The 18,561-nt window shown below is 57.1% G+C and carries 17 protein-coding genes and 1 pseudogene; 3 read left to right on the plus strand and 15 right to left on the minus strand.

Features of this window, described 5'->3' with window-relative positions; all coding sequences use genetic code 11:
• Nucleotide 1: 1 nt before the first annotated feature.
• The 8 genes from cvpA to pdxB all read right to left on the minus strand — a co-directional run bounded on the left by cvpA (nucleotide 2) and on the right by pdxB (nucleotide 7,566).
• A complete protein-coding gene (gene cvpA / locus CWM54_RS17910) occupies nucleotides 2-490 on the minus strand; it encodes a colicin V production protein (protein WP_002913214.1) in 489 nt (162 codons plus the stop codon).
• Between the two features lie 216 nt (nucleotides 491-706).
• Nucleotides 707-1,414 carry a cell division protein DedD gene (gene dedD, locus CWM54_RS17915; protein ID WP_100698021.1) on the minus strand — a complete coding sequence of 236 codons (708 nt, stop codon included), beginning with the start codon at nucleotides 1,412-1,414 and terminating at the stop codon, nucleotides 707-709.
• The gene (gene folC, locus CWM54_RS17920; protein WP_100698023.1) at nucleotides 1,404-2,672 is read right to left on the minus strand and encodes a bifunctional tetrahydrofolate synthase/dihydrofolate synthase; all 1,269 of its coding nucleotides are present in this window, start codon (nucleotides 2,670-2,672) and stop codon (nucleotides 1,404-1,406) included. Before folC ends, dedD begins: the two co-directional genes overlap by 11 nt.
• Nucleotides 2,673-2,747: 75 nt before the next feature.
• The gene (accD, locus tag CWM54_RS17925; RefSeq protein WP_061153771.1) at nucleotides 2,748-3,668 is read right to left on the minus strand and encodes an acetyl-CoA carboxylase, carboxyltransferase subunit beta; all 921 of its coding nucleotides are present in this window, start codon (nucleotides 3,666-3,668) and stop codon (nucleotides 2,748-2,750) included.
• Between the two features lie 186 nt (nucleotides 3,669-3,854).
• Nucleotides 3,855-4,514: a DedA family protein gene (locus CWM54_RS17930; protein ID WP_061153770.1), complete on the minus strand. Its 660-nt coding sequence runs from the start codon at nucleotides 4,512-4,514 to the stop codon at nucleotides 3,855-3,857.
• 26 nt (nucleotides 4,515-4,540) lie between these two features.
• Nucleotides 4,541-5,353, minus strand: a complete 813-nt coding sequence (gene truA / locus CWM54_RS17935; protein ID WP_100681056.1) for a tRNA pseudouridine(38-40) synthase TruA — start codon at nucleotides 5,351-5,353, stop codon at nucleotides 4,541-4,543.
• Nucleotides 5,353-6,366 carry an aspartate-semialdehyde dehydrogenase gene (locus CWM54_RS17940; RefSeq protein WP_074387931.1) on the minus strand — a complete coding sequence of 338 codons (1,014 nt, stop codon included), beginning with the start codon at nucleotides 6,364-6,366 and terminating at the stop codon, nucleotides 5,353-5,355. The genes truA and CWM54_RS17940 overlap by 1 nt, the downstream gene beginning before the upstream one ends.
• Nucleotides 6,367-6,429: 63 nt before the next feature.
• Nucleotides 6,430-7,566, minus strand: a complete 1,137-nt coding sequence (gene pdxB, locus CWM54_RS17945; RefSeq protein WP_165785780.1) for a 4-phosphoerythronate dehydrogenase PdxB — start codon at nucleotides 7,564-7,566, stop codon at nucleotides 6,430-6,432.
• Nucleotides 7,567-7,676: 110 nt separating this feature from the next.
• Here pdxB and flk point away from each other — a divergent pair, with 110 nt between their 5' ends.
• Nucleotides 7,677-8,657, plus strand: coding sequence for a flagella biosynthesis regulator Flk (gene flk / locus CWM54_RS17950; protein ID WP_100676078.1), 981 nt, complete (start codon nucleotides 7,677-7,679; stop codon nucleotides 8,655-8,657).
• A 58-nt stretch (nucleotides 8,658-8,715) separates the two neighbouring features.
• Here flk and CWM54_RS17955 read toward each other — a convergent pair whose 3' ends face one another.
• From CWM54_RS17955 to CWM54_RS17970, 4 genes and pseudogenes are all read right to left on the minus strand, one after another.
• Complete coding sequence (locus CWM54_RS17955) at nucleotides 8,716-10,389, minus strand: carbohydrate porin (protein WP_100681057.1); 1,674 nt, start codon at nucleotides 10,387-10,389, stop codon at nucleotides 8,716-8,718.
• Between the two features lie 60 nt (nucleotides 10,390-10,449).
• Nucleotides 10,450-10,761, minus strand: coding sequence for a PTS lactose/cellobiose transporter subunit IIA (locus CWM54_RS17960; RefSeq protein ID WP_061153764.1), 312 nt, complete (start codon nucleotides 10,759-10,761; stop codon nucleotides 10,450-10,452).
• Nucleotides 10,748-12,094 (minus strand): PTS sugar transporter subunit IIC, encoded by a 1,347-nt coding sequence (locus CWM54_RS17965; RefSeq protein WP_100681058.1) that lies wholly within the window; start codon nucleotides 12,092-12,094, stop codon nucleotides 10,748-10,750. The genes CWM54_RS17960 and CWM54_RS17965 overlap by 14 nt, the downstream gene beginning before the upstream one ends.
• A 108-nt stretch (nucleotides 12,095-12,202) precedes the next feature.
• Nucleotides 12,203-12,517: pseudogene (locus tag CWM54_RS17970) on the minus strand (PTS sugar transporter subunit IIB).
• 195 nt (nucleotides 12,518-12,712) lie between these two features.
• On the opposite strand from CWM54_RS17970, the gene CWM54_RS17975 reads away from it, so the two are divergent.
• Nucleotides 12,713-13,450, plus strand: a complete 738-nt coding sequence (locus CWM54_RS17975; protein WP_061153761.1) for a GntR family transcriptional regulator — start codon at nucleotides 12,713-12,715, stop codon at nucleotides 13,448-13,450.
• Between the two features lies 1 nt (nucleotide 13,451).
• Here the strand turns inward: CWM54_RS17975 and CWM54_RS17980 are convergent, their stop codons facing one another.
• A complete protein-coding gene (locus CWM54_RS17980; protein WP_100631062.1) occupies nucleotides 13,452-14,633 on the minus strand; it encodes an MFS transporter in 1,182 nt (393 codons plus the stop codon).
• 209 nt (nucleotides 14,634-14,842) lie between these two features.
• Nucleotides 14,843-16,063, minus strand: coding sequence for a beta-ketoacyl-ACP synthase I (gene fabB / locus CWM54_RS17985; RefSeq protein ID WP_061153759.1), 1,221 nt, complete (start codon nucleotides 16,061-16,063; stop codon nucleotides 14,843-14,845).
• Between the two features lie 158 nt (nucleotides 16,064-16,221).
• Between fabB and mnmC the strand changes: the two genes are divergently transcribed.
• A complete protein-coding gene (gene mnmC / locus CWM54_RS17990) occupies nucleotides 16,222-18,210 on the plus strand; it encodes a bifunctional tRNA (5-methylaminomethyl-2-thiouridine)(34)-methyltransferase MnmD/FAD-dependent 5-carboxymethylaminomethyl-2-thiouridine(34) oxidoreductase MnmC (RefSeq protein WP_100681059.1) in 1,989 nt (662 codons plus the stop codon).
• Nucleotides 18,211-18,271: 61 nt separating this feature from the next.
• On the opposite strand, the gene CWM54_RS17995 is transcribed toward mnmC, so the two are convergent.
• Nucleotides 18,272-18,553, minus strand: a complete 282-nt coding sequence (locus tag CWM54_RS17995; RefSeq protein WP_008803913.1) for a YfcL family protein — start codon at nucleotides 18,551-18,553, stop codon at nucleotides 18,272-18,274.
• Between the last annotated feature and the right edge of the window lie 8 nt (nucleotides 18,554-18,561).

Consider the following 18,561-nt stretch of genomic DNA (forward strand, 5'->3'; position numbering starts at 1 on the left):
TCTATACTTTAGGCAAGAAACTTGACGAGCTTTGCAGGTATTCAAAAAACCATCTGATGACGGGGGTAAAATAGGGAATAAACTGCGACTGATGCCAGTCATCGCTCTTCGCCATCCCGGTAAAAGTGTCAAGGAAGAACAAGATAGCGGCGATGATCAGCACCCCACGTAGCGCGCCGAAGCAGATCCCCAATACCCTGTCGGTACCTGACAAACCGGTCTTCTCCACCAGCTGACCTATCACATAGTTCACGATAGCGCCAACGATGAGCGTCACGATAAACAGCGCCGCAATAGCAATCCCATTTCGAACCCGTTCATCCTCAAAGCCCGTAAACCAGACAGACAGGTCAGCGTAGTAATGGCTGGCGACATAAAACGCGCAACCCCACGTCACTAACGATAAAGCTTCGCGAACAAAGCCGCGGATCAGGCTGACCAGGCAAGAAAGACCCAGCACCGCCATAATGGCGTAATCAATCCAGACCATATACGTCCCACGATTTACGCCCTGTCGTCCAGTTCGGGGCGCATTCTAACAGAAAAAGAAAACGTTTGCGTAGGGATTTCCATGCCCTACAGAAATAAAAATGGCGCTGAAAAAACATTCAACGCCAGACTGCCTTTCGCCTCTTCAGGGCGGCTGAGACAGGGTTTGCGGGGCGTTTCTCCCCGCAACGTTCTCTCCGCATTGCGAAAAAAACAATCAGTTTGGGGTGAAGCCCATCACGACCCCGCTGAGTCCGGAGATCTGTTGCAGATCGCCCAGTTGGCCTTTCAGCTTGTCTTTTGACGCATCCGGGCCGACGAGGATGCGGGTAATTTTACCCTGTACCGGCGTCGAAGGCGACGTATAGACTTTGAAACCCGAGGCCCGTAGTTTACCGACAATCTCATTCACTTTATCGGCGTTCTTCAACGCGCCCAGTTGAACCACATAGGCTTTGCCGGTCGGCGCCGGCAGGGCCGCCTGCTGCTGCGGTGGCTGTTGCTGCTGCGGCTTAACCGGCGGCGGCGTTGGCGTCGCGGCCTGCTGTTGCGGCTGTGGCTGTGGCTGTGGCTGTGGTTTCGGCTGCGGCTTGGGTTGCGGTTTCGCGGCCACCACCGGCTCCTGAACGTCATCGAAGCTGTTGCTGTTCACCGGAATACGCGACGGATCTAACGATGGCGCGGCGGCATCGCCCGCCCGCACCTCTTCCGCCGCCCCTTCCGGCGGTTGCGAAGGCAACGCCTGGGTCGCCGCTGGCAACATATCCGGTTCATCGCGATCGCCCGGTTTCGGCACCAGTGGGATCGCGGCAAACTCATCCTGGTAATGCTTTTTCTGCCCGTCCAGCAGCCCTGGCAGGATAATCACCCCCAGCGCCACCAGCACGATTGTCCCGACTAAACGGTTCTGAAACTTACTCGCCACCGATTCTCCCCGCGTCTATCTCTTCCATAACCTGCGCTACGGTGTGAAACGAACCACACACCAGCACGGTATCTTCCACTTTAGCGTCAGCCATGGCCGCATGCCATGCCTGCGCCACGCTGGTATAGACTGTGCCGCCACGCAAATGTTCCACCAGTTGCTCCGCCGTCGCGCCGCGCGGGCCTTCCAGCGGCGCACAGTACCAGGCATCGACTTCCGGGGCCAGATTGGCCAGCGTGCCGGCAATATCTTTATCATGCAGCATACCAATAACCGCCAGCACGCGTCCCGTTTTCGCTAGCGTTTTGAGACGCCCGGCGAGATAGGCCGCTGCGTGTGGGTTATGCGCTACATCGAGGATCACCCGCGGGGCGTCGCTGATTATCTGAAAGCGTCCCGGCAGCATCGCATCGCGGATCCCATCGCGGAGGATAGTCTCATCGACAGCAAGCCCGCTGGCGCGCAGCGCCGCCACGGCCGTCGCCGCATTCGGCAACGGCACCTGAGGCAGCGGCAGGCGGCTTAACGCCCCGGCCCCGTCGTGGAAGGACCATGTTTCGCCCTCCACCTCATAGCGCCAGTCGACGCCGCGGCGCTTGAGCAGCGCGCCTTTCTCGCTGGCCACGTCGGCAATGGTGTGCGGCATATCCGGCTCACCCACCACTGCCGGTTTACCGGCACGAAAGATACCCGCTTTTTCCCGGCCGATACTTTCGCGATCCGGCCCCAGCCAGTCGGTATGATCGAGGGCGATGCTGGTGACCACCGCCACGTCAGCATCCACGATGTTAGTGGCGTCGAGACGGCCACCCAGCCCTACCTCAAGGATCACCACGTCCAGCTGCGCCTGCTTAAACAGCCACAGCGCCGAGAGCGTGCCGTACTCAAAATAGGTCAACGAGATGTCACCGCGCGCCGCTTCGATTTCAGCAAACGAGGCCGTATGCGCCGCCTCCGGTAGTTCAGCTCCCTGAATGCGCACGCGTTCGGTGTAGCGCACCAGGTGCGGGGAGCTGTAAACCCCCACTTTATAGCCGGCCGCCATCAGGACGGTTTCCAGGGTACGGCAGGTGGTGCCTTTGCCATTGGTGCCAGCAACCGTAAAGACAAACGGCGCCGGTTTGACGATAGCCATCTGCCCGGCGACCTCGCTGACGCGCGCCAGCCCCAGGTCGATGGTTTTACTGTGCAGATGTTCCAGATAAGAAAGCCACGTAGCCAGGGGCGACGTGGCCTGAGGAATAGGATCTTTTTCCATGATGCCCGCAAGAATTGACGGTTAACGCGTATGAATAAAAAAGGGCAGCGCCGCCAGGCCCTGCCCTCTGCTTTATCAGGCCTCTGGTTCCTGATCCGGTGCCGGCGGCACCACCACGCCTTCATTAGGCGCTTCCGAAGCGGGAACCGGCGCCGGCAGGTTCATCAGCTTCGCCAGAATGCTGGCCAGCTTGAGACGCATTTCCGGGCGGCGAACGATCATATCAATCGCCCCTTTTTCAATCAGGAACTCACTGCGCTGGAATCCCGGCGGCAGCTTCTCGCGTACGGTCTGCTCAATTACGCGAGGACCGGCAAAGCCGATCAGCGCTTTCGGCTCGGCAATGTTCAGATCGCCCAGCATCGCAAAGCTCGCCGATACGCCGCCCATGGTCGGGTCGGTCAGCACGGAGATGTACGGTAATCCGCGCTCCTGCATTTTTGCCAGCGCGGCGGAGGTTTTCGCCATCTGCATCAGCGACATCAGCGCTTCCTGCATACGGGCACCACCGGAGGCGGAGAAGCAGATCAGCGGGCAGTTGTCTTCCAGCGCCTGCTCCACCGCGCGCACAAAGCGTGCACCGACGACGGAACCCATCGAGCCCCCCATAAAGGAGAACTCAAAGGCGGCGGCAACCACCGGCATCTCATAGAGCGTACCTTTCATCACCACCAGCGCGTCTTTCTCGCCCGTCTCTTTCTGAGCGGACGCCAGGCGGTCTTTGTATTTTTTTGAATCGCGGAACTTCAGCACATCTTTTGGCTCAAGTTCGCTACCCAGTTCTACCAGAGAACCTTCATCCAACAGGCTATGCAGGCGATTACGCGCCGACATGCGCATATGGTGATCGCACTTAGGACAAACCTCCAGGTTGCGCTCCAGCTCGGCGCGGTAGAGTACCTGACCGCAGCTGTCGCACTTGGTCCATACACCCTCAGGAATGCTCGCCTTGCGGGTGGGAGTGATGTTGCTTTTAATTCGTTCAATCCAGCTCATTGATAACCTTTCTGCCTGAACCTGGTCGATGCCAGTTTTGTCGTAAGGGGCGCATAATGCCATTTTTGCCTCTTACAGACCATGAATGTTGCACATTAAATCATATCATCCCAGAACATGGGATAAAAAAGTGGTCAAACCGCTGCGCGTGACGACACATGGCCGTCACGCGCAGCGCAGGGTGAGCTACTTCGCCTGCTTTGACGCCGCCCGCTTATGGCGGATGATTTCAATCACGCCGGGCAGGACGGAGAGGACGATGATCGCCACAATCAGCAGCTTCAGGTTCTCCTGCACCACCGGCAGATCGCCAAACAGGTAGCCGGCGTAGGTGAACAGCAACACCCACAGCAGCGCCCCGACCACGTTATAGGCTGCAAAATGACGATAGGACATATGCCCCATTCCCGCCACAAACGGCGCGAAGGTTCGGACTATCGGCACAAAGCGCGCCAGGATAATGGTTTTTCCGCCGTGACGTTCATAGAAGCTATGGGTTTTATCCAGATAGCTACGACGGAAAATCTTCGAGTTCGGATTACTGAACAGCTTCTCGCCGAACAGCCGGCCAATAGTGTAGTTAACCGCATCACCGACGATGGCCGCGATAATCATCAGCAATACCATCAGGTGAACATTGAGATCGTTGGTCGGCAGCGCCGAGAGCGCGCCCGCCACGAACAGCAGGGAATCGCCCGGCAGGAACGGCGTCACCACCAGCCCGGTTTCGCAGAACAGAATCAAAAACAGAATGGCATAAACCCAGACGCCGTACTGGGCAACCAGTTCGGCAAGGTGCACATCAATATGCAGGATGAAATCAATTAAAAAGTGAATCAAGTCCATATTTGTCTTTACCCTTAATGACCCTATTAGTCCGCCAGAAACAGCGGGCCCATTGGCAGCACCGGTAAATCATAGTGGGCCGGGTAATCAACCGACACCAGATACAACCCTTCCGCTTTTGCCGTTGCCGCAGCGAGCGTCCTGTCTTTTGCTGCCAGCAGTTCTGCCATCCAGCTCTCCGGCTGGTTTCCGGCGCCGACTTCCATCAGGCTGCCCACAATATTCCTGACCATATGATGTACAAAGGCGTTTGCTTTGATATCCACCACCACATAAGCACCGTAGCGGGTAACGTTAATATGCATCACGTTTCGCCACGGGGTGCGCGACTGACACTGCACCGCGCGAAACGAGGTAAAGTCATTCTCCCCCAGCAGACACTGCGCAGCGCGCTGCATACGCCCGGCGTCGAGCGGCTGGTGAAAATGCGTGACGCCCTGGCTCAACACCGCCGGGCGCAGGCGATGATTATAGATAACGTAACGATAGCGTCGCGCTGTGGCGCTGAACCGGGCGTGAAAATCCGCCGGCACATGTTTAACCCAACGCACCGCGATGTCACCAGGTAAATTCGCATTTACCCCCAGCGTCCAGGCGGCATCTTTACGCTGCGCCCGGGTTTCGAAATGCACCACCTGGCCGGTGCCATGGACACCGGCGTCGGTGCGACCGGCGCAAAATACGCTTACCGGTTCGTTAGCCACCTGCGACAACGCCTTTTCCAGCTTCTCCTGCACGCTGCGCACTTCGTTTTGCCGCTGCCAGCCATAATATTTGCTGCCGTCGTACTCGATGCCCAGCGCGATTTTATAGATCGGCTGTTGCTCCATCTCAGACATCAGTACAGGTACTCCTCAATCAGCTTCTCGGCGATCTTCACCGCCATCAGCGCGCCACCGAAGCGGACGTTATCCGCGACGGACCAGAACTGAATCTGCTCCGGCATGCCGTAATCGTTATGCACACAGCCGATGGAGAGACGGGCATTGCCGGAAGCGTCGCCAACCTGAGTTGGGAATTCGCCCTCTTCAGAAAGCTCAATTTCCTCGCCGCGAGTAAAGGCGTCGCGCGCCTCTTCCGCTGCCAGCGGACGCATCGCTTCAAAGTTCACCATCTGCGCATGGCCGTAGAAGACCGGCGACTGAACGACGCTGGCGGAAATCATCAGCCCGTCATCCTGAAGGATTTTGCGCGCTTCATCGACGATACGCCGCTCTTCGCGCACGCTCCCTTCACGATCCGGCAGCAGCGGTAGCATATTAAATGCCAGCTGGCGGCCAAAGAAATCGTCTTCATCGACGGGGATCCCATTCAGCAGCTTGGCGCTCTGCCCTGCCAGCGCATCCACCGCTTTTTTCCCGCGTCCCGAGGCGGAGAGCAGGTTGGTGACGCTGATGCGCGACAATCCGCCCTGATCGATAAGTGGCTTGAGTGCCGTCAGCAGCTGGCTGGTCAGACTATTGGGCACCGCGATCAGGTTGCGATTGCGGTAGTCGCCCAGAACGAACGGGTTCACGTCCGGCACCACCAGCGGCACGTCCGGCTCCAGCGCGAACAGGCCGCTGAGATCGATAACCAGACACCCGGCGTTGGTGGCGTCTTCGATATACGCCGCGCTGGCTTCGACGCCGGCAGCGAAGAAGGCCAGCTGGGCCTGGGTCCAGTCAAACTCGGCGGCGTCCTTGACGATCACCGACTTGCCACCAAAACGCAGATGTTCGCCCGCGCTTTCATTGCGCGCCAGAGCAAAAATCTCCCCCACCGGGAACTGGCGTTCAGCAAGAGTTTCGAGCAGGGCTTCGCCTACGGCGCCCGTTGCGCCCAGTACGGCAATATTCCAGCCTTCAGACATGGTGGTTTACTCCAGAAATAAAGCGGCCCTGCCGGAGTATCCGGCAGAGGCATTAAGAAGACATTAACGAACAGAATGATGCACGGCGTTAAAACCGAGCTGGCGCAACAACGTCGCCGCCTGCGCATCGCTGCACTGCACATACAGCGAAGACCATTCGCGGCGTTCCTGATAGTTTTTACGCAGCTTGTCGAATTCACCGGCGACGCCCGCCACCTTCCGCAGCGGCGCATCATCGCGGCGCACATCATACACCAAATGGACCAGTCTTTTCAGCGTCGGCTGATCGAGCGGGCCATGCAGGGTGATGCGGCCAAATTCCGGCGCCGGCAGCAGGGTATCCAGCGCCACCTGCTGCGGATGGCCAATAAAGGCGCTGTAGGCTTCAAAAACCTGCGTCGTCCCGCGCGCTTTCCCTTCGAGGGTGTAGCCTGCGATATGCGCGGTACCGATATCCACTCGCTTAAGAAGCTCTACGTTAAGATCCGGCTCCGGCTCCCAGACGTCCAGCACCACGCTCAGTGGCTGTCCAGCTTCCAGCCGTTTCAGCAGCGCGGCGTTATCGACCACCGGTCCGCGGCAGGCGTTAATTAAAATCGTTCCAGGCTTCAGACGGCTAATCAGCGCTTCATCCGCCAGATGCAGGGTTTTATACGGTCCTTCTTTATACAGCGGAGTATGGAAGGTCAGTACATCGGCTTCCTGAACCAGCGCATCGAGGGAGCGGAAATCGCCTTCGTCTCCGCGATCGGCGCGCGGCGGATCGCAGAGCAGCGTTTTGATCCCCAGCGCTTCCAGCCGTTTTTGCAGTCGTCCACCGACGTTGCCGACGCCAACGATCCCGACGGTACGATCGCGCAGCGCGAAACCGTCGCGTTCGGCCAGCATCAGTAGCGATGAAAAGACATACTCCACCACCGCAATGGCGTTGCAGCCGGGCGCCGCGGAGAAACCAATCCCTGCCTGCTGCAGCCACGCCTGATCGACGTGATCGGTGCCTGCGGTAGCGGTACCGACGAACTTAATGGCCTTGCCGGAGAGCAATGCTTCATTGACCCGGGTGACCGATCGCACCATTAATGCATCCGCATTGGTCAGAGCATCGGCCGGAACCGGACGGCCTGGAACCGCTTGCACATCGCCTAAACGGCTAAAAAGCTCACGGGCATAGGGCATATTTTCATCAACGAGGATTTTCACAGTTCAGTACCTGTCTGAGAACGAGAGTTAACCGGGGAAGTGTGCCATAATCTGGCCGCCAGGCATACTCATCACCTGGTTCCAGCACCGCGATATCGAAAGGATGAATCATGACGCACCCCCTTGCAGATATGCCAGACCGTCCTCCGGGGCGAGGTCCATCAGGCACTGCCGCCACCGGCGAACCTTCGCTTTCCATGCAGCAACGCACCGTCCTGGAGCGACTGATCACGCGCCTGGTGGCGCTGACCTCGCAGCAGAATGCGGAAGTGTGGGCCTGCGTCAAGCATGACCTCGGACTGAAAGGCGATACCCCCCTGCTGGCCCGCCATTTCAACGCCGCGGAGACGAGTCTCAATCAGCGTTTAACCACGGCTCAGGATAATCATCATCATCGCCAGACGCTGGCACAGCTCAGCGATCTGCTGGGTCAAGGCAATAACCGTCAGGCGGTCAGCGATTATATTCGTCAACATTATGGGCAAACGGCGCTGCATGCGCTAAGCCAGCCGCAGCTGGAGAACATTCTGCACCTGCTGCAGCGCGGCCAGCTCTCGATCCCGCAACCGCAGCAGCGTCCCGCGACCCTGCGCCCGCTCTTGCCGGCGGAGCACAACACGCTTAATCAGCTGGTGACTAAGCTGGCGGCTGCCACCGGCGAACCGAGCAAGCTGATTTGGCAGTCCATGCTGGAACTTTGCGGCGTCAAATCCGGAGAGCTGATCCCGGCGACGCACTTCACGCCGCTTTCATACTGGCTTCAGGCGCGACAAACGCTGAGTGCGCAAAGCTCGCCCACGCTCACCTCGCTGCAGGGAGCGCTCAAGCAGCCGCTGGAGGCCGCAGAGTGGCAAAAGATTGTCGACTTTGCTCGTCGCAGCTGGCAGGTCACCCCGCAGACGACGCTGAGCCCAGCGCAGATCCTGGCGCTGTTGAATAAGGTGTTTGTGCTGCGGGTAGCCCGCGCTCAGGAGACGCTGGCCATCCCGCAGGAGAAGCCCGCGCCGAAACGAGCGTGGGCCGCTAAGCCGTGGCAGCTGGCGCTGGGCGGTGTGCTGATCCTGCTCCTTCTGCTGTGGTGGCTGCTGTAGCCCACGCCGCAGGAAAGCGCGCCCGCCTCATGCGGGCGCCCGTTAAGTGATTTGCCGGTTACCACCACACCTCGGCCTGAACGCCAATCATAAACTCATCTTTGCTTTCGTCGTTGAACGCAAACTGCGACAACTGGTTATCGAGAATATTGATATACGTTCCATAGAAGCGAATTTCAGGACGTGACCCCAGCAGGCTCGGCCCAACCTTCAGCGCATGGTACAGCGTCGTTTTATACGCTGACTCCTTCAGATCGTCGCCCTGACGGGTGTTGTTTTTCTGGGTAAACCACCCCAGCTCGACCCCGGTCTGGTTCCAGGTGTCCCATATCCACGCCGGGCGGATCACCGCGCGCAGGCTGTCGAAATCGCTGTGCGCCCCGCTTTCATAGCTATACACATCATTGCCATGGGCCCACACCAGCGAATTGGCCATGATAATGCGATCGGCGAGATACATTTCCCCCTGTGAAATCAGGCGCCAGGCCACGCCGTTGGTATGATCGCCATAGTAATAGCGGCCGCTGGCCATGGAGTTACTGGCGCCGGAGAAATTGGCGAAACTGCTGGCGTACGAGTTGTTCGCCACCTGCAGCGTAAATTCGTTAAAGCCCTTGCGCTCTAGTTCCTGACGAATAATGGCGGTGGCCATCCAGGTATCTTTGAACCGGAAGTAGCTGTTGTTATCTTCGTTTCTCTCCTGCTCGTCATTTTTATTAGCGAACGCATATTTGCCCATTAGCGACAAAGAACCCGACTGCCACAGGGGAATATTACGATAGCGCAGGTCGACTGAGTTGGTGTTCATCTGGGTGGTTTGCGTAAAATCACGAGAATACACGTCGACATCGTTCCGGCTGACGGAAGCATCCAGCTGGCCAACCCCCAGCGCCCAGTTCTGGATCCCGACCCCGGCCGCAACGTCGGTGGTCAGTGACTTCCAGTCCAGCATCTGAATTTCATACTCGGGCAGTTTATGTTTGCCGACCCAGAAATCTGCCTCTGGCGCGAACGGCAGGAAACCTTTGGTGGTCAAATAAATATCACTAAACTGCAAAATGCTGTCGTTATCTTTGCCACCAAACCAGGCGTCGTTATACTGCTCGCCGACGTTACCGTCGTAAGTCACGACGGCATTCGCCGTTTTGCCATCCTGGTTATAGACCCGCTGATTCAACGTTAAGTCGAACCAGCCACTCATTTCATTACCAAAACGGCCCAGCGAGCCCGGGGCGTAGGTCTGCGACGATCCGTGATTTGACGTTCCCCAGCCGGAACGGAAGTATCCCTGGTAGCTAAAGCCGATATCGTCTTTAACAAATTTGCTGATGTCCTTCAGGGTGACGCTTTCCAGTTTCGGTTTCTGGCCTTCGGTATCAATAACCGCCACCTGCTGAGTGGCTTTGACCTGCACCGGGGCCGCTTTTTTACTCAGTTCATTATTTTCATTGGCTATATTTTCTGCAACCGGCGACGTTGCTGTCGGATAACCCGTCGTGACATGGCGTTTTTCATTATCCTTAATACTTTTTTGTAATTCGGCCACCTTGCCTTTATAGGTCGATAATTGTGATTGCGTTTTTTGTAGCTCTTTTTTATTCGCCGAAAGTTCAGACTCCAGTAATTCCAGACGCTGTTCAATGGTTAATTTAGCCGCCATCACATCACTTGTCGAAATAGCCAGCAGTACCGATAAAGACAATAAGCTCACCTTCAATTGACTTGAATACATAGGGTACCTTTACATATTGTTATAATTGGCCTTCAGCCAGAACGGCTGAAGGCGGGTAAATCAGGCGGAGCGCTCCTGGCGCAGGGCAATAATTTCTTTGGCTAAATCCTGGCACAGCATCGCGGTCATTAAGTGATCCTGCGCGTGCACCAGAATAAGGTTAACGGTGATTTTTCCGCAGCCTTCGTCCTGACCTATCAACGCCGTTTGGATCTTATGCGCAGCCCGACAGGCCGCTTCCGAGCTGGCCATCAAATCCGCTGCCCGCTCCCATTCCCGCTGCCGGGAGGCGGCAATCGCCTCCATGGCGTCTGAGCGCGCCTGACCGGCATAAATCAGCAACTCCATGACCGTACTTTCATCTGCAAACATCGCCATCCTCCTGATCCGTCGCGGCCGCGGTATTGACCTTGTTAGCGGCAATCACAAACGGTAAGTAAACCAATGTTGAAACCGCGAGACACAGAATGCCGACAAACAGCGCCAGCCAGTTGCCGCCAGTGCCAAAGAAGGCGATAAGCGGCCCGGGCGTGGTCCAGGGTACGGCGTAAGCAATCGGCGGAATAAACTCCATGCTAATAAAGAAATAACCGATCAGTGAATTCACAAATGGCACCAGAATAAACGGGATCACCAGGATAGGGTTAAGCACAATCGGCAGGCCAAACATCACCGGTTCATTGATGTTAAACAGGCCCGGCACGAAGGCCATTTTTGCCAGGTCACGGTAATCTTTGCGTCGGGAGGCAATAAAGATGGCCAGTAACAGGCCCAGCGTCATACCCGACCCGCCGCAGTTAGCAAACGCATCATTGATGCCGGTCCAGGTAATGGGGTACGGCGCTCCCCAGGTGCTGCCATGCGAGGCGGCATAGGAGAGATTTTCGAGGTTGGCTTCCGAGAAGATGGTCTCGCGGATGGCAGCCACGGTATTCGGCCCATGGATCCCCAGCACCCAGAGGAAATTCGCCACCAGTCCCAGCACCAGAACGGTCACAATGTTGGTCCCCATATCCTTCAGTGGCGCCTGAATAAGGGTATAAATCAGATCATTAAGACCATTCGGCGAAATACGCGTCAACAGATAGTTGAGGATCGAAAAGAAGATCATCACGAAGAAAATCGGCAACAACACCTTAAAGGAACGCGCCACCGCCGGCGGCACCGCTGCTGGCATCGTGATGGTCACCCTTGGGTTGCGCGCCAGGCGGCAAAAGACTTCGCTGGAAATCAGCGCGACGATAATCGCCACAAACAACCCCTGCGGGCCAAGATATTTGGTCGCCAGATAGGCCTGGCCATCAATGATGGTATAAGGGGTGTACACCACGAAAAAGGCGCCGATCGCCGTCAGGCCGCACAGGAGATCGTCCTGCTGATAGCTGATCGCCATATTGCGCGCCACCAGAAAGGTGATCAATATCGCCATGATATTGACCGAACCGTTCATTACCGGGGTGAAAATCTGCTGCGCCTCCGCGAGATGGGGGAATATCGACCCTAAATGCAGAATACTGGCGATAAATCCGTCAGGCGACAAAATAGCAAAGTTGATAAGAATAATCAGCGAACTGGCCATGACGATGGGAAACGAAAGAATAAACGCATCGCGAATCGCTGAAACGTGGATCTGAGAATTTAACTTAATCGCGACAGGCACGAGGATTTTTTCCATGCCACGCTCAAAGGTATCCATGAAACTCATGACGAACCCTTATTCATAATAATTTATTAACGTCATCGTGTTTTTTAGCCGCAGCAGCCCAGGGCAGCAACAAAAGTACCCACACGATAACGGGGATAAATGAGAAAACTATCGGTTTGCCAATAATGCCAGCGCACTTTCCAGAACGGCTTTACCGTCCATTTGCCCATAATATTTCATGTCAATCACCGCCACCGGCATTTTCCCCTGAGCCACCTCTTCTATTTCCTTTTTTTGAAAACGGACCTGCGGCCCTAAAAGGACGACGTCCACTTCATTGTCCTTAATCTTTTCTTTGGCTTCAGAAATAGCCAGCGCATTGATATTAACCTGAGCCTGGATATTTTCAGCCTACTCCTGCATTCTTTTCACCAGCATACTGGTCGACATTCCCGCCGCACACACTAACAATATATTTTGCATTACCCCTTCCTGTTTTACTGATGACCTCAATTGACGAGCACTTTAATAATTGTTAATTTTCTTAACCGCGGTTTTGATCACAGTTAGCCATCCTGAAGTGGTGCAGAAGCAAAGCAAAAAATGAACGTCTTGCCCTGTATTTAACAACATACGATAGCAAGGCCATGTTTCCAAAGGGATTATGGAGGTTCAAAAGTGGTTTACAAAAATATCGTCAATTTGCTTAAAAACAAAATTAATAGCCCGTTCTACAACATTGGCGATCTTCTGCCGGCCGAAAAAGAGTTGGCAGAACTTTATGATGTTTCACGCAATACGTTACGTAAAGCGCTGAAAACGCTGGAAGAGGATGGTTTAATCGAACGCCGACATGGCTCAGGCACATGGATTAGAAATAAGCATTTCCAGGCGTCGGTGACGCATTTAGACAGTTTTACCGAAATTGCCCGTAATCAGGGAAAAACGCCCTCCAGCCAGATCCTCAAATTTGAGTTACAGCCAGCGTCGGAGGAAATTGCCCGTGGACTGCAATTGCAGCATGGCGAAGCGGTATATTATGCTAAAAGATTGCGTTTTATCGATAATATCGCCATGCAATTAGAGGAAACCTGGCTCTCCGCGACCCGTTTTCCCGACCTGACCATCGCACATATGAAGAAATCGAAGTTTTCATATATAGAAAACGAATGCGGAGTAAGAATAAATGGATGTTACGAATCAATAGTGCCGGTGCTCCCAACGCCTGAGCTGGCAACTCTCCTGCATATCAGCGCCAAAGATCCGATTATCCGCATGCAGACGCAGGCGATTGATGAACACCACCAGCCTATCGATTACTCCATTCTGTATACTAATATGTTCGAATTCCAGGTGAAGTATTACCTGCCGCGGCAGACGGCGCCCGGCCTGCCCGCGGGCAAGGCCGGACAATAACCTAACCCTGGCGGCGGAAAGAGACGAGGGTGACGATAATCCCCAGCGCCGCGCAGAGAGCACCAGCAAGGAACACCGACGAGTAACCCAGCGAGGTCGCCAGCAGGCCGGTCAGCGGCCCGGTCAGGCCATAGGAGATATCCTGAAAGGCCGCATAGCCGCCGAGCGCGGTGCCGCGCACCTGCGCCGGGACGCGCTTCACCACCTCCACGCCGAGTGACGGGAAAATCAGTGAGCAACCGCATCCGGTTAGCGCCGCGCCAGCCAGCGCCAGCCAGGCATTCGGCGCCAGCCCCAGCAGCGTCAGACCAACCGCCTCTATCAGTAACGAGACCATCGCCACCCTGACGCCGCCAAACCGGTCCGGCATCCAGCCGAACAGAATACGCATCAGCACAAAGGCACCGCCAAACGCCGTCAGGGTAAAGCCGGCCATCGGCCAGTTATGACTGGCGAAATAGAGGGAAACGAAGGTGCCGATCACCGCAAAACCAACGCCCTGCAGGCCCAGACCAATGCCTGGCCGCCAGATCATACCGATGACGCCCCATAATGAAGGGCGCTCGCCACCGTGAGCCGCCACTTTGCGTACGGTTCCGTTAATGAGCCAGGCGACGAGCGGTAATCCCATGGTGACGCAGGCCAGCACCGCCACGCCAAAATGGCTATAGATCAATAACCCCAGTGGGGCGCCCACCGCCAGCGAGCCATACATCGCCATGCCGTTCCATGACATCACTTTGCCGGAGCGAGCCGGCCCCACCAGCCCCATCCCCCAGCTCAGGTTACCGGTCAGCAGCTGGCTTTCGCCAAACCCGAGGATCAGGCGGCCCAGCAGCAGCAGGCCAAGCCTGGCGAGCACCGGCAGCGGCAGTAGCGCAGCGGCAAGCCATGCCGCGCCGGCCAGGGCACAGGCCAGCATCCCTTGCAGGACGGAGCGTTTGGCGCCGTACTGGTCTGCCAGGCGCCCGGCGTAGCCGCGGGTCAGAACGGTAGCGAGGAACTGGATCCCGACCGCCACGCCAACCACGGTGTTGCCAAATCCCAGCTCCTGATGGACAAAGAGCGGGATCACCGGCAGCGGCAAACCAACGGTCATGTAGGTCAAAAAGACGGCAAACGTAATACGGAAAAGCGAAAAATTCGCTGAGGAATGGGATGTTGTTTCAGTAACTGCGGACATGCATTACTCCAGATTCGCAGAGTAAGGCGAGCAAAGCGACACGCCCCCTCCACCTGATTATCAGGGTTAAGGCGCGTTGGTTGACGTTAAACGCTTACGCATTAGTGGAGAGACTAATGGATCCGCCAGCAGTGTGCCTGCAGGCCCTTACCCTGTCAAGATAACAAAAAAGGGGAGCCGGTGGCTCCCCTCTGCACTTCGCATGCTGATTAGGCGTTGTATTTACGCATCACCAGCGTGGCGTTGGTGCCGCCGAAGCCGAAGCTGTTGGACATCACGGTGGTCAGTGTAGCGTCAGTCGGCTTGGTGACGATGTTCAGGCCGGCAGCCTGCTCGTCCAGCTCTTCGACGTTGATGCTCGGCGCGATAAAGCCGTGCTCCAGCATCAGCAGGGAGTAGATGGCTTCCTGTACGCCCGCCGCGCCCAGCGAGTGGCCGGTCATCGCTTTGGTTGCCGAGATAGCCGGGCTGTTGTCGCCGAACACTTCACGGATAGCACCCAGCTCTTTCACGTCGCCGACCGGAGTAGACGTACCGTGGGAGTTCAGGTAGTCAATCGGGGTATCAACGCCGTGCATCGCCATCTGCATGCAGCGCACTGCGCCTTCGCCAGACGGGGCTACCATGTCAGCGCCATCGGAGGTTGCGCCGTAGCCGACGATTTCGGCATAGATGTGCGCGCCACGCGCCAGGGCGTGTTCCAGTTCTTCCACGACGACCATACCGCCGCCGCCGGCGATAACGAAGCCATCACGGTTCGCATCATAGGTACGGGACGCTTTTTCCGGGGTGTCGTTGTATTTGGTGGACAGTGCGCCCATGGCGTCGAATTCGCAAGCCATTTCCCAGCACAGCTCTTCGCCGCCGCCGGCAAAGACGATATCCTGTTTGCCCAGCTGGATCTGCTCTACCGCGTTACCGATGCAGTGGGCGGAAGTGGCGCAGGCCGAGCTGATGGAGTAGTTAACGCCGTGGATTTTGAACGGCGTGGCGAGGCAGGCGGAAACACCGGAAGCCATCGCTTTGGTGACCACATACGGGCCCACGGCTTTCAGACCACGCGGGCTACGCATGGCATCAGCGCCGAAGACCTGGAATTTCGGGGAGCCGCCGCCGGAGCCTGCAATCAGGCCAACACGCGGGTTGCTCTGGTATGCTTCCGGCGCCAGACCTGCGTCGGCAACGGCCTGTTCCATGGACAGGTAAGCATAGATGGAAGCGTCGCTCATAAAGCGCACTACTTTGCGGTCAATGAGGCCAGTGGTATCCAGTTTGACGTTGCCCCATACGTGGCTGCGCATCCCTGAATCTTTAAGCTCCTGAGAGAAAGTGATCCCTGAACGTCCTTCACGCAGAGATGCCAGGACTTCCTGCTGGTTATTACCGATGCTGGAAACGATGCCCAAGCCAGTAATCACTGCACGTTTCATTCAATACCTCTGTAAGTCGCACTATTTTAAGTTTCGTGTCGCACGATAGCGTACACTTGTACGCCGAACAAGTCCGATCAGACAATTTATGTATAAATTTGCGCCCTCAGGCACACATCGTTAAGATCGTGCTACGCCTTGTGATTCGAGTAACTTACGTGAAACAAAACGTCATACAACCAGCCAACCTGGAATTCAACGCTGAGGGTACACCTGTTTCCCGAGATTTCGACGATGTTTACTTTTCCAATGACAATGGTCTGGAAGAGACGCGCTACGTTTTTCTCGGTGGAAATCACCTGCCGGAGCGCTTCGCCAGCCACTCTCGGCCACTGTTTATCGTCGCGGAGAGCGGCTTCGGCACCGGTCTCAATTTCCTGACCCTCTGGCAGGCGTTTGACGTTTTTGTTCGTGATAACCCGGACGTTACCCTGCAAAGGTTACATTTCATCAGTTTTGAAAAATATCCACTGAAGGCTGAAGATCTCCGCCTGGCGCACCAGCGCTGGCCAGAGCTGGCTCCGTGGGCGGAGCAACTGCAGGCGCAATGGCCGTCGGCCTTCGGCGGATGCCATCGTCTTCTGCTCGACGGCGGACGGGTGACGCTCGATCTGTGGTTTGGCGATATCAACGAGCTGACCAGGGAACTGGATGAGTCACTGAACCAGCAGGTGGACGCCTGGTTTCTTGACGGCTTTGCCCCGGCCAAAAATCCCGATATGTGGACTCAGGATCTGTTTAACGCCATGGCGCGCCTGGCGCGGTCTGGCGGGACACTGGCTACCTTCACTTCCGCTGGTTTTGTCCGTCGCGGTTTGCAGGAGGCCGGCTTTACCATGCGTAAAAGCAAAGGCTTCGGCCGCAAACGGGAGATGCTGACCGGTGAGATGGCGCAAGCGCTGAGCTTTCCTGCGCGCGCGCCCTGGTTCGCTCGCAGGAGCAGCGATGCCCGCGAGGCAGCCATCATCGGTGGAGGGATCGCCAGCGCCCTGCTCTCCCTCGCGCTGCTGCGCCGAGGCTGGCAGGTGACCCTCTACTGCGCCGACGACGCCCCGGCACAGGGCGCCTCCGGCAATCGCCAGGGCGCACTGTATCCGCTGTTAAGCCAGCACGATCCGGCGCTGGCTCGCTTTTTCCCGGCGGCCTTTACCTTCGCCCGCCGAATGTATGACGCGCTACCGGTGATGTTCGATCATCAATGGTGCGGCGTCACCCAGCTCGGCTGGGATGAAAAAAGCGCGCACAAAATCGCCCAGATGCTGGCGCTGAATTTACCCCCGGACATCGCCTGCGCGGTGACGGCGGAACAGGTTGTCGGGCTGACCGGCGTCGATACCGGCTGCGGCGGCATCACCTATCCGGCCGGCGGCTGGCTGTGCCCGCAGCAGCTCACCGCCGAGCTGCTGGCGCTGGCGGCAACTCGCGGCCTGCACGTGCGCTATGGTTATCACGTCGAAACGCTCAGCATGGAGGGCGATGGCTGGCTGCTCAATCAGCAGCGCTATCATCAGGCGGTGGTGCTGGCGAACGGCTACAGCATCGCGGATTTTGCGCAAACCGCCCAGCTGCCGGTCTACCCTGTTGGCGGCCAGGTCAGTCATATTCCCACCACCCCGCAGCTTTCCGCCCTGCGCCAGGTGCTGTGCTACGATGGCTACCTGACACCGCAGAATCCGCACAATCAGCAGCACTGCATTGGCGCCAGCTACCATCGCGGGAAGACCGACACCACCTTCAGTGAGGAAGATCAGCAGCACAACCGGCAACGGTTGATCGACTGCTTCCCGGAGGCGGACTGGGCGCAGGACGTGGATATCAGCGCCAATGACGCCCGCTGCGGTGTACGCTGCGCCACCCGCGATCACCTGCCAATGGTCGGTAACGTGCCGGACTATCAGGCAACATTGACGCAATACGCCAGCCTCCACGAACAGCAGGATAACGCCGGTCGCGCGCCGGTCTGTCACAACCTGTTTATGCTTGGCGCGCTCGGATCGCGGGGTCTCTGCACCGCGCCGTTAAGCGCTGAGCTGCTGGCGGCGCAGATGAGCGCTGAACCGCTGCCGCTGGATAGCGATACCCTGGCGGCGCTGAATCCGAATCGTCTGTGGGTGAGAAAACTGCTGAAGGGAAAAGCGGTGAAATAAAACCATGAGGGCAGGCAATTTCCCGGGTACGGCTGACGCCTGACCCGGGCTACAACATGGCTCAGGCCTGATTTTTCGCCTGTTGATACAGGTTATGCCACATCCCCTGCACCAGAATTTGGTCCGGCGGCGACAGTTCGCCAGCGCTGATGGCCTTCTCCAGGCTCTGGCTGACCTTACTGTTTACCGCTTCAGCAGAATGCTCGCCCTCCCCTTCCAGCTCAGCCACCGCCAGCGTCAGGTGGCCGCGCAGATAACCGCCGGCAAACAGTTCATCATCACTGGCGTGGTCTACCATGTTGTCAATCAGCGCCAGAATGCGTGATTCAAACTCCGCGATCATCATCTTAC

Source organism: Klebsiella sp. D-Nf1, assembly GCF_002810515.1.
Classification (GTDB): domain Bacteria; phylum Pseudomonadota; class Gammaproteobacteria; order Enterobacterales; family Enterobacteriaceae; genus Klebsiella; species Klebsiella variicola.

What these genes read in the sequence shown, in the direction of transcription:
- CWM54_RS17930 (WP_061153770.1), bottom strand. Translation starts at nt 4,514, where the DNA reads ATGGACTTGATTCACTTTTTAATTGATTTCATCCTGCATATTGATGTG.
- accD (WP_061153771.1), bottom strand. Translation starts at nt 3,668, where the DNA reads ATGAGCTGGATTGAACGAATTAAAAGCAACATCACTCCCACCCGCAAG.
- CWM54_RS17995 (WP_008803913.1), bottom strand. Translation starts at nt 18,553, where the DNA reads ATGATCGCGGAGTTTGAATCACGCATTCTGGCGCTGATTGACAACATG.
- CWM54_RS17955 (WP_100681057.1), bottom strand. Translation starts at nt 10,389, where the DNA reads ATGTATTCAAGTCAATTGAAGGTGAGCTTATTGTCTTTATCGGTACTG.
- CWM54_RS17965 (WP_100681058.1), bottom strand. Translation starts at nt 12,094, where the DNA reads ATGAGTTTCATGGATACCTTTGAGCGTGGCATGGAAAAAATCCTCGTG.
- CWM54_RS17960 (WP_061153764.1), bottom strand. Translation starts at nt 10,761, where the DNA reads ATGTTTGCAGATGAAAGTACGGTCATGGAGTTGCTGATTTATGCCGGT.
- folC (WP_100698023.1), bottom strand. Translation starts at nt 2,672, where the DNA reads ATGGAAAAAGATCCTATTCCTCAGGCCACGTCGCCCCTGGCTACGTGG.
- flk (WP_100676078.1), top strand. Translation starts at nt 7,677, where the DNA reads ATGACGCACCCCCTTGCAGATATGCCAGACCGTCCTCCGGGGCGAGGT.
- CWM54_RS17940 (WP_074387931.1), bottom strand. Translation starts at nt 6,366, where the DNA reads ATGTCTGAAGGCTGGAATATTGCCGTACTGGGCGCAACGGGCGCCGTA.
- CWM54_RS17980 (WP_100631062.1), bottom strand. Translation starts at nt 14,633, where the DNA reads ATGTCCGCAGTTACTGAAACAACATCCCATTCCTCAGCGAATTTTTCG.
- fabB (WP_061153759.1), bottom strand. Translation starts at nt 16,063, where the DNA reads ATGAAACGTGCAGTGATTACTGGCTTGGGCATCGTTTCCAGCATCGGT.
- cvpA (WP_002913214.1), bottom strand. Translation starts at nt 490, where the DNA reads ATGGTCTGGATTGATTACGCCATTATGGCGGTGCTGGGTCTTTCTTGC.
- truA (WP_100681056.1), bottom strand. Translation starts at nt 5,353, where the DNA reads ATGTCTGAGATGGAGCAACAGCCGATCTATAAAATCGCGCTGGGCATC.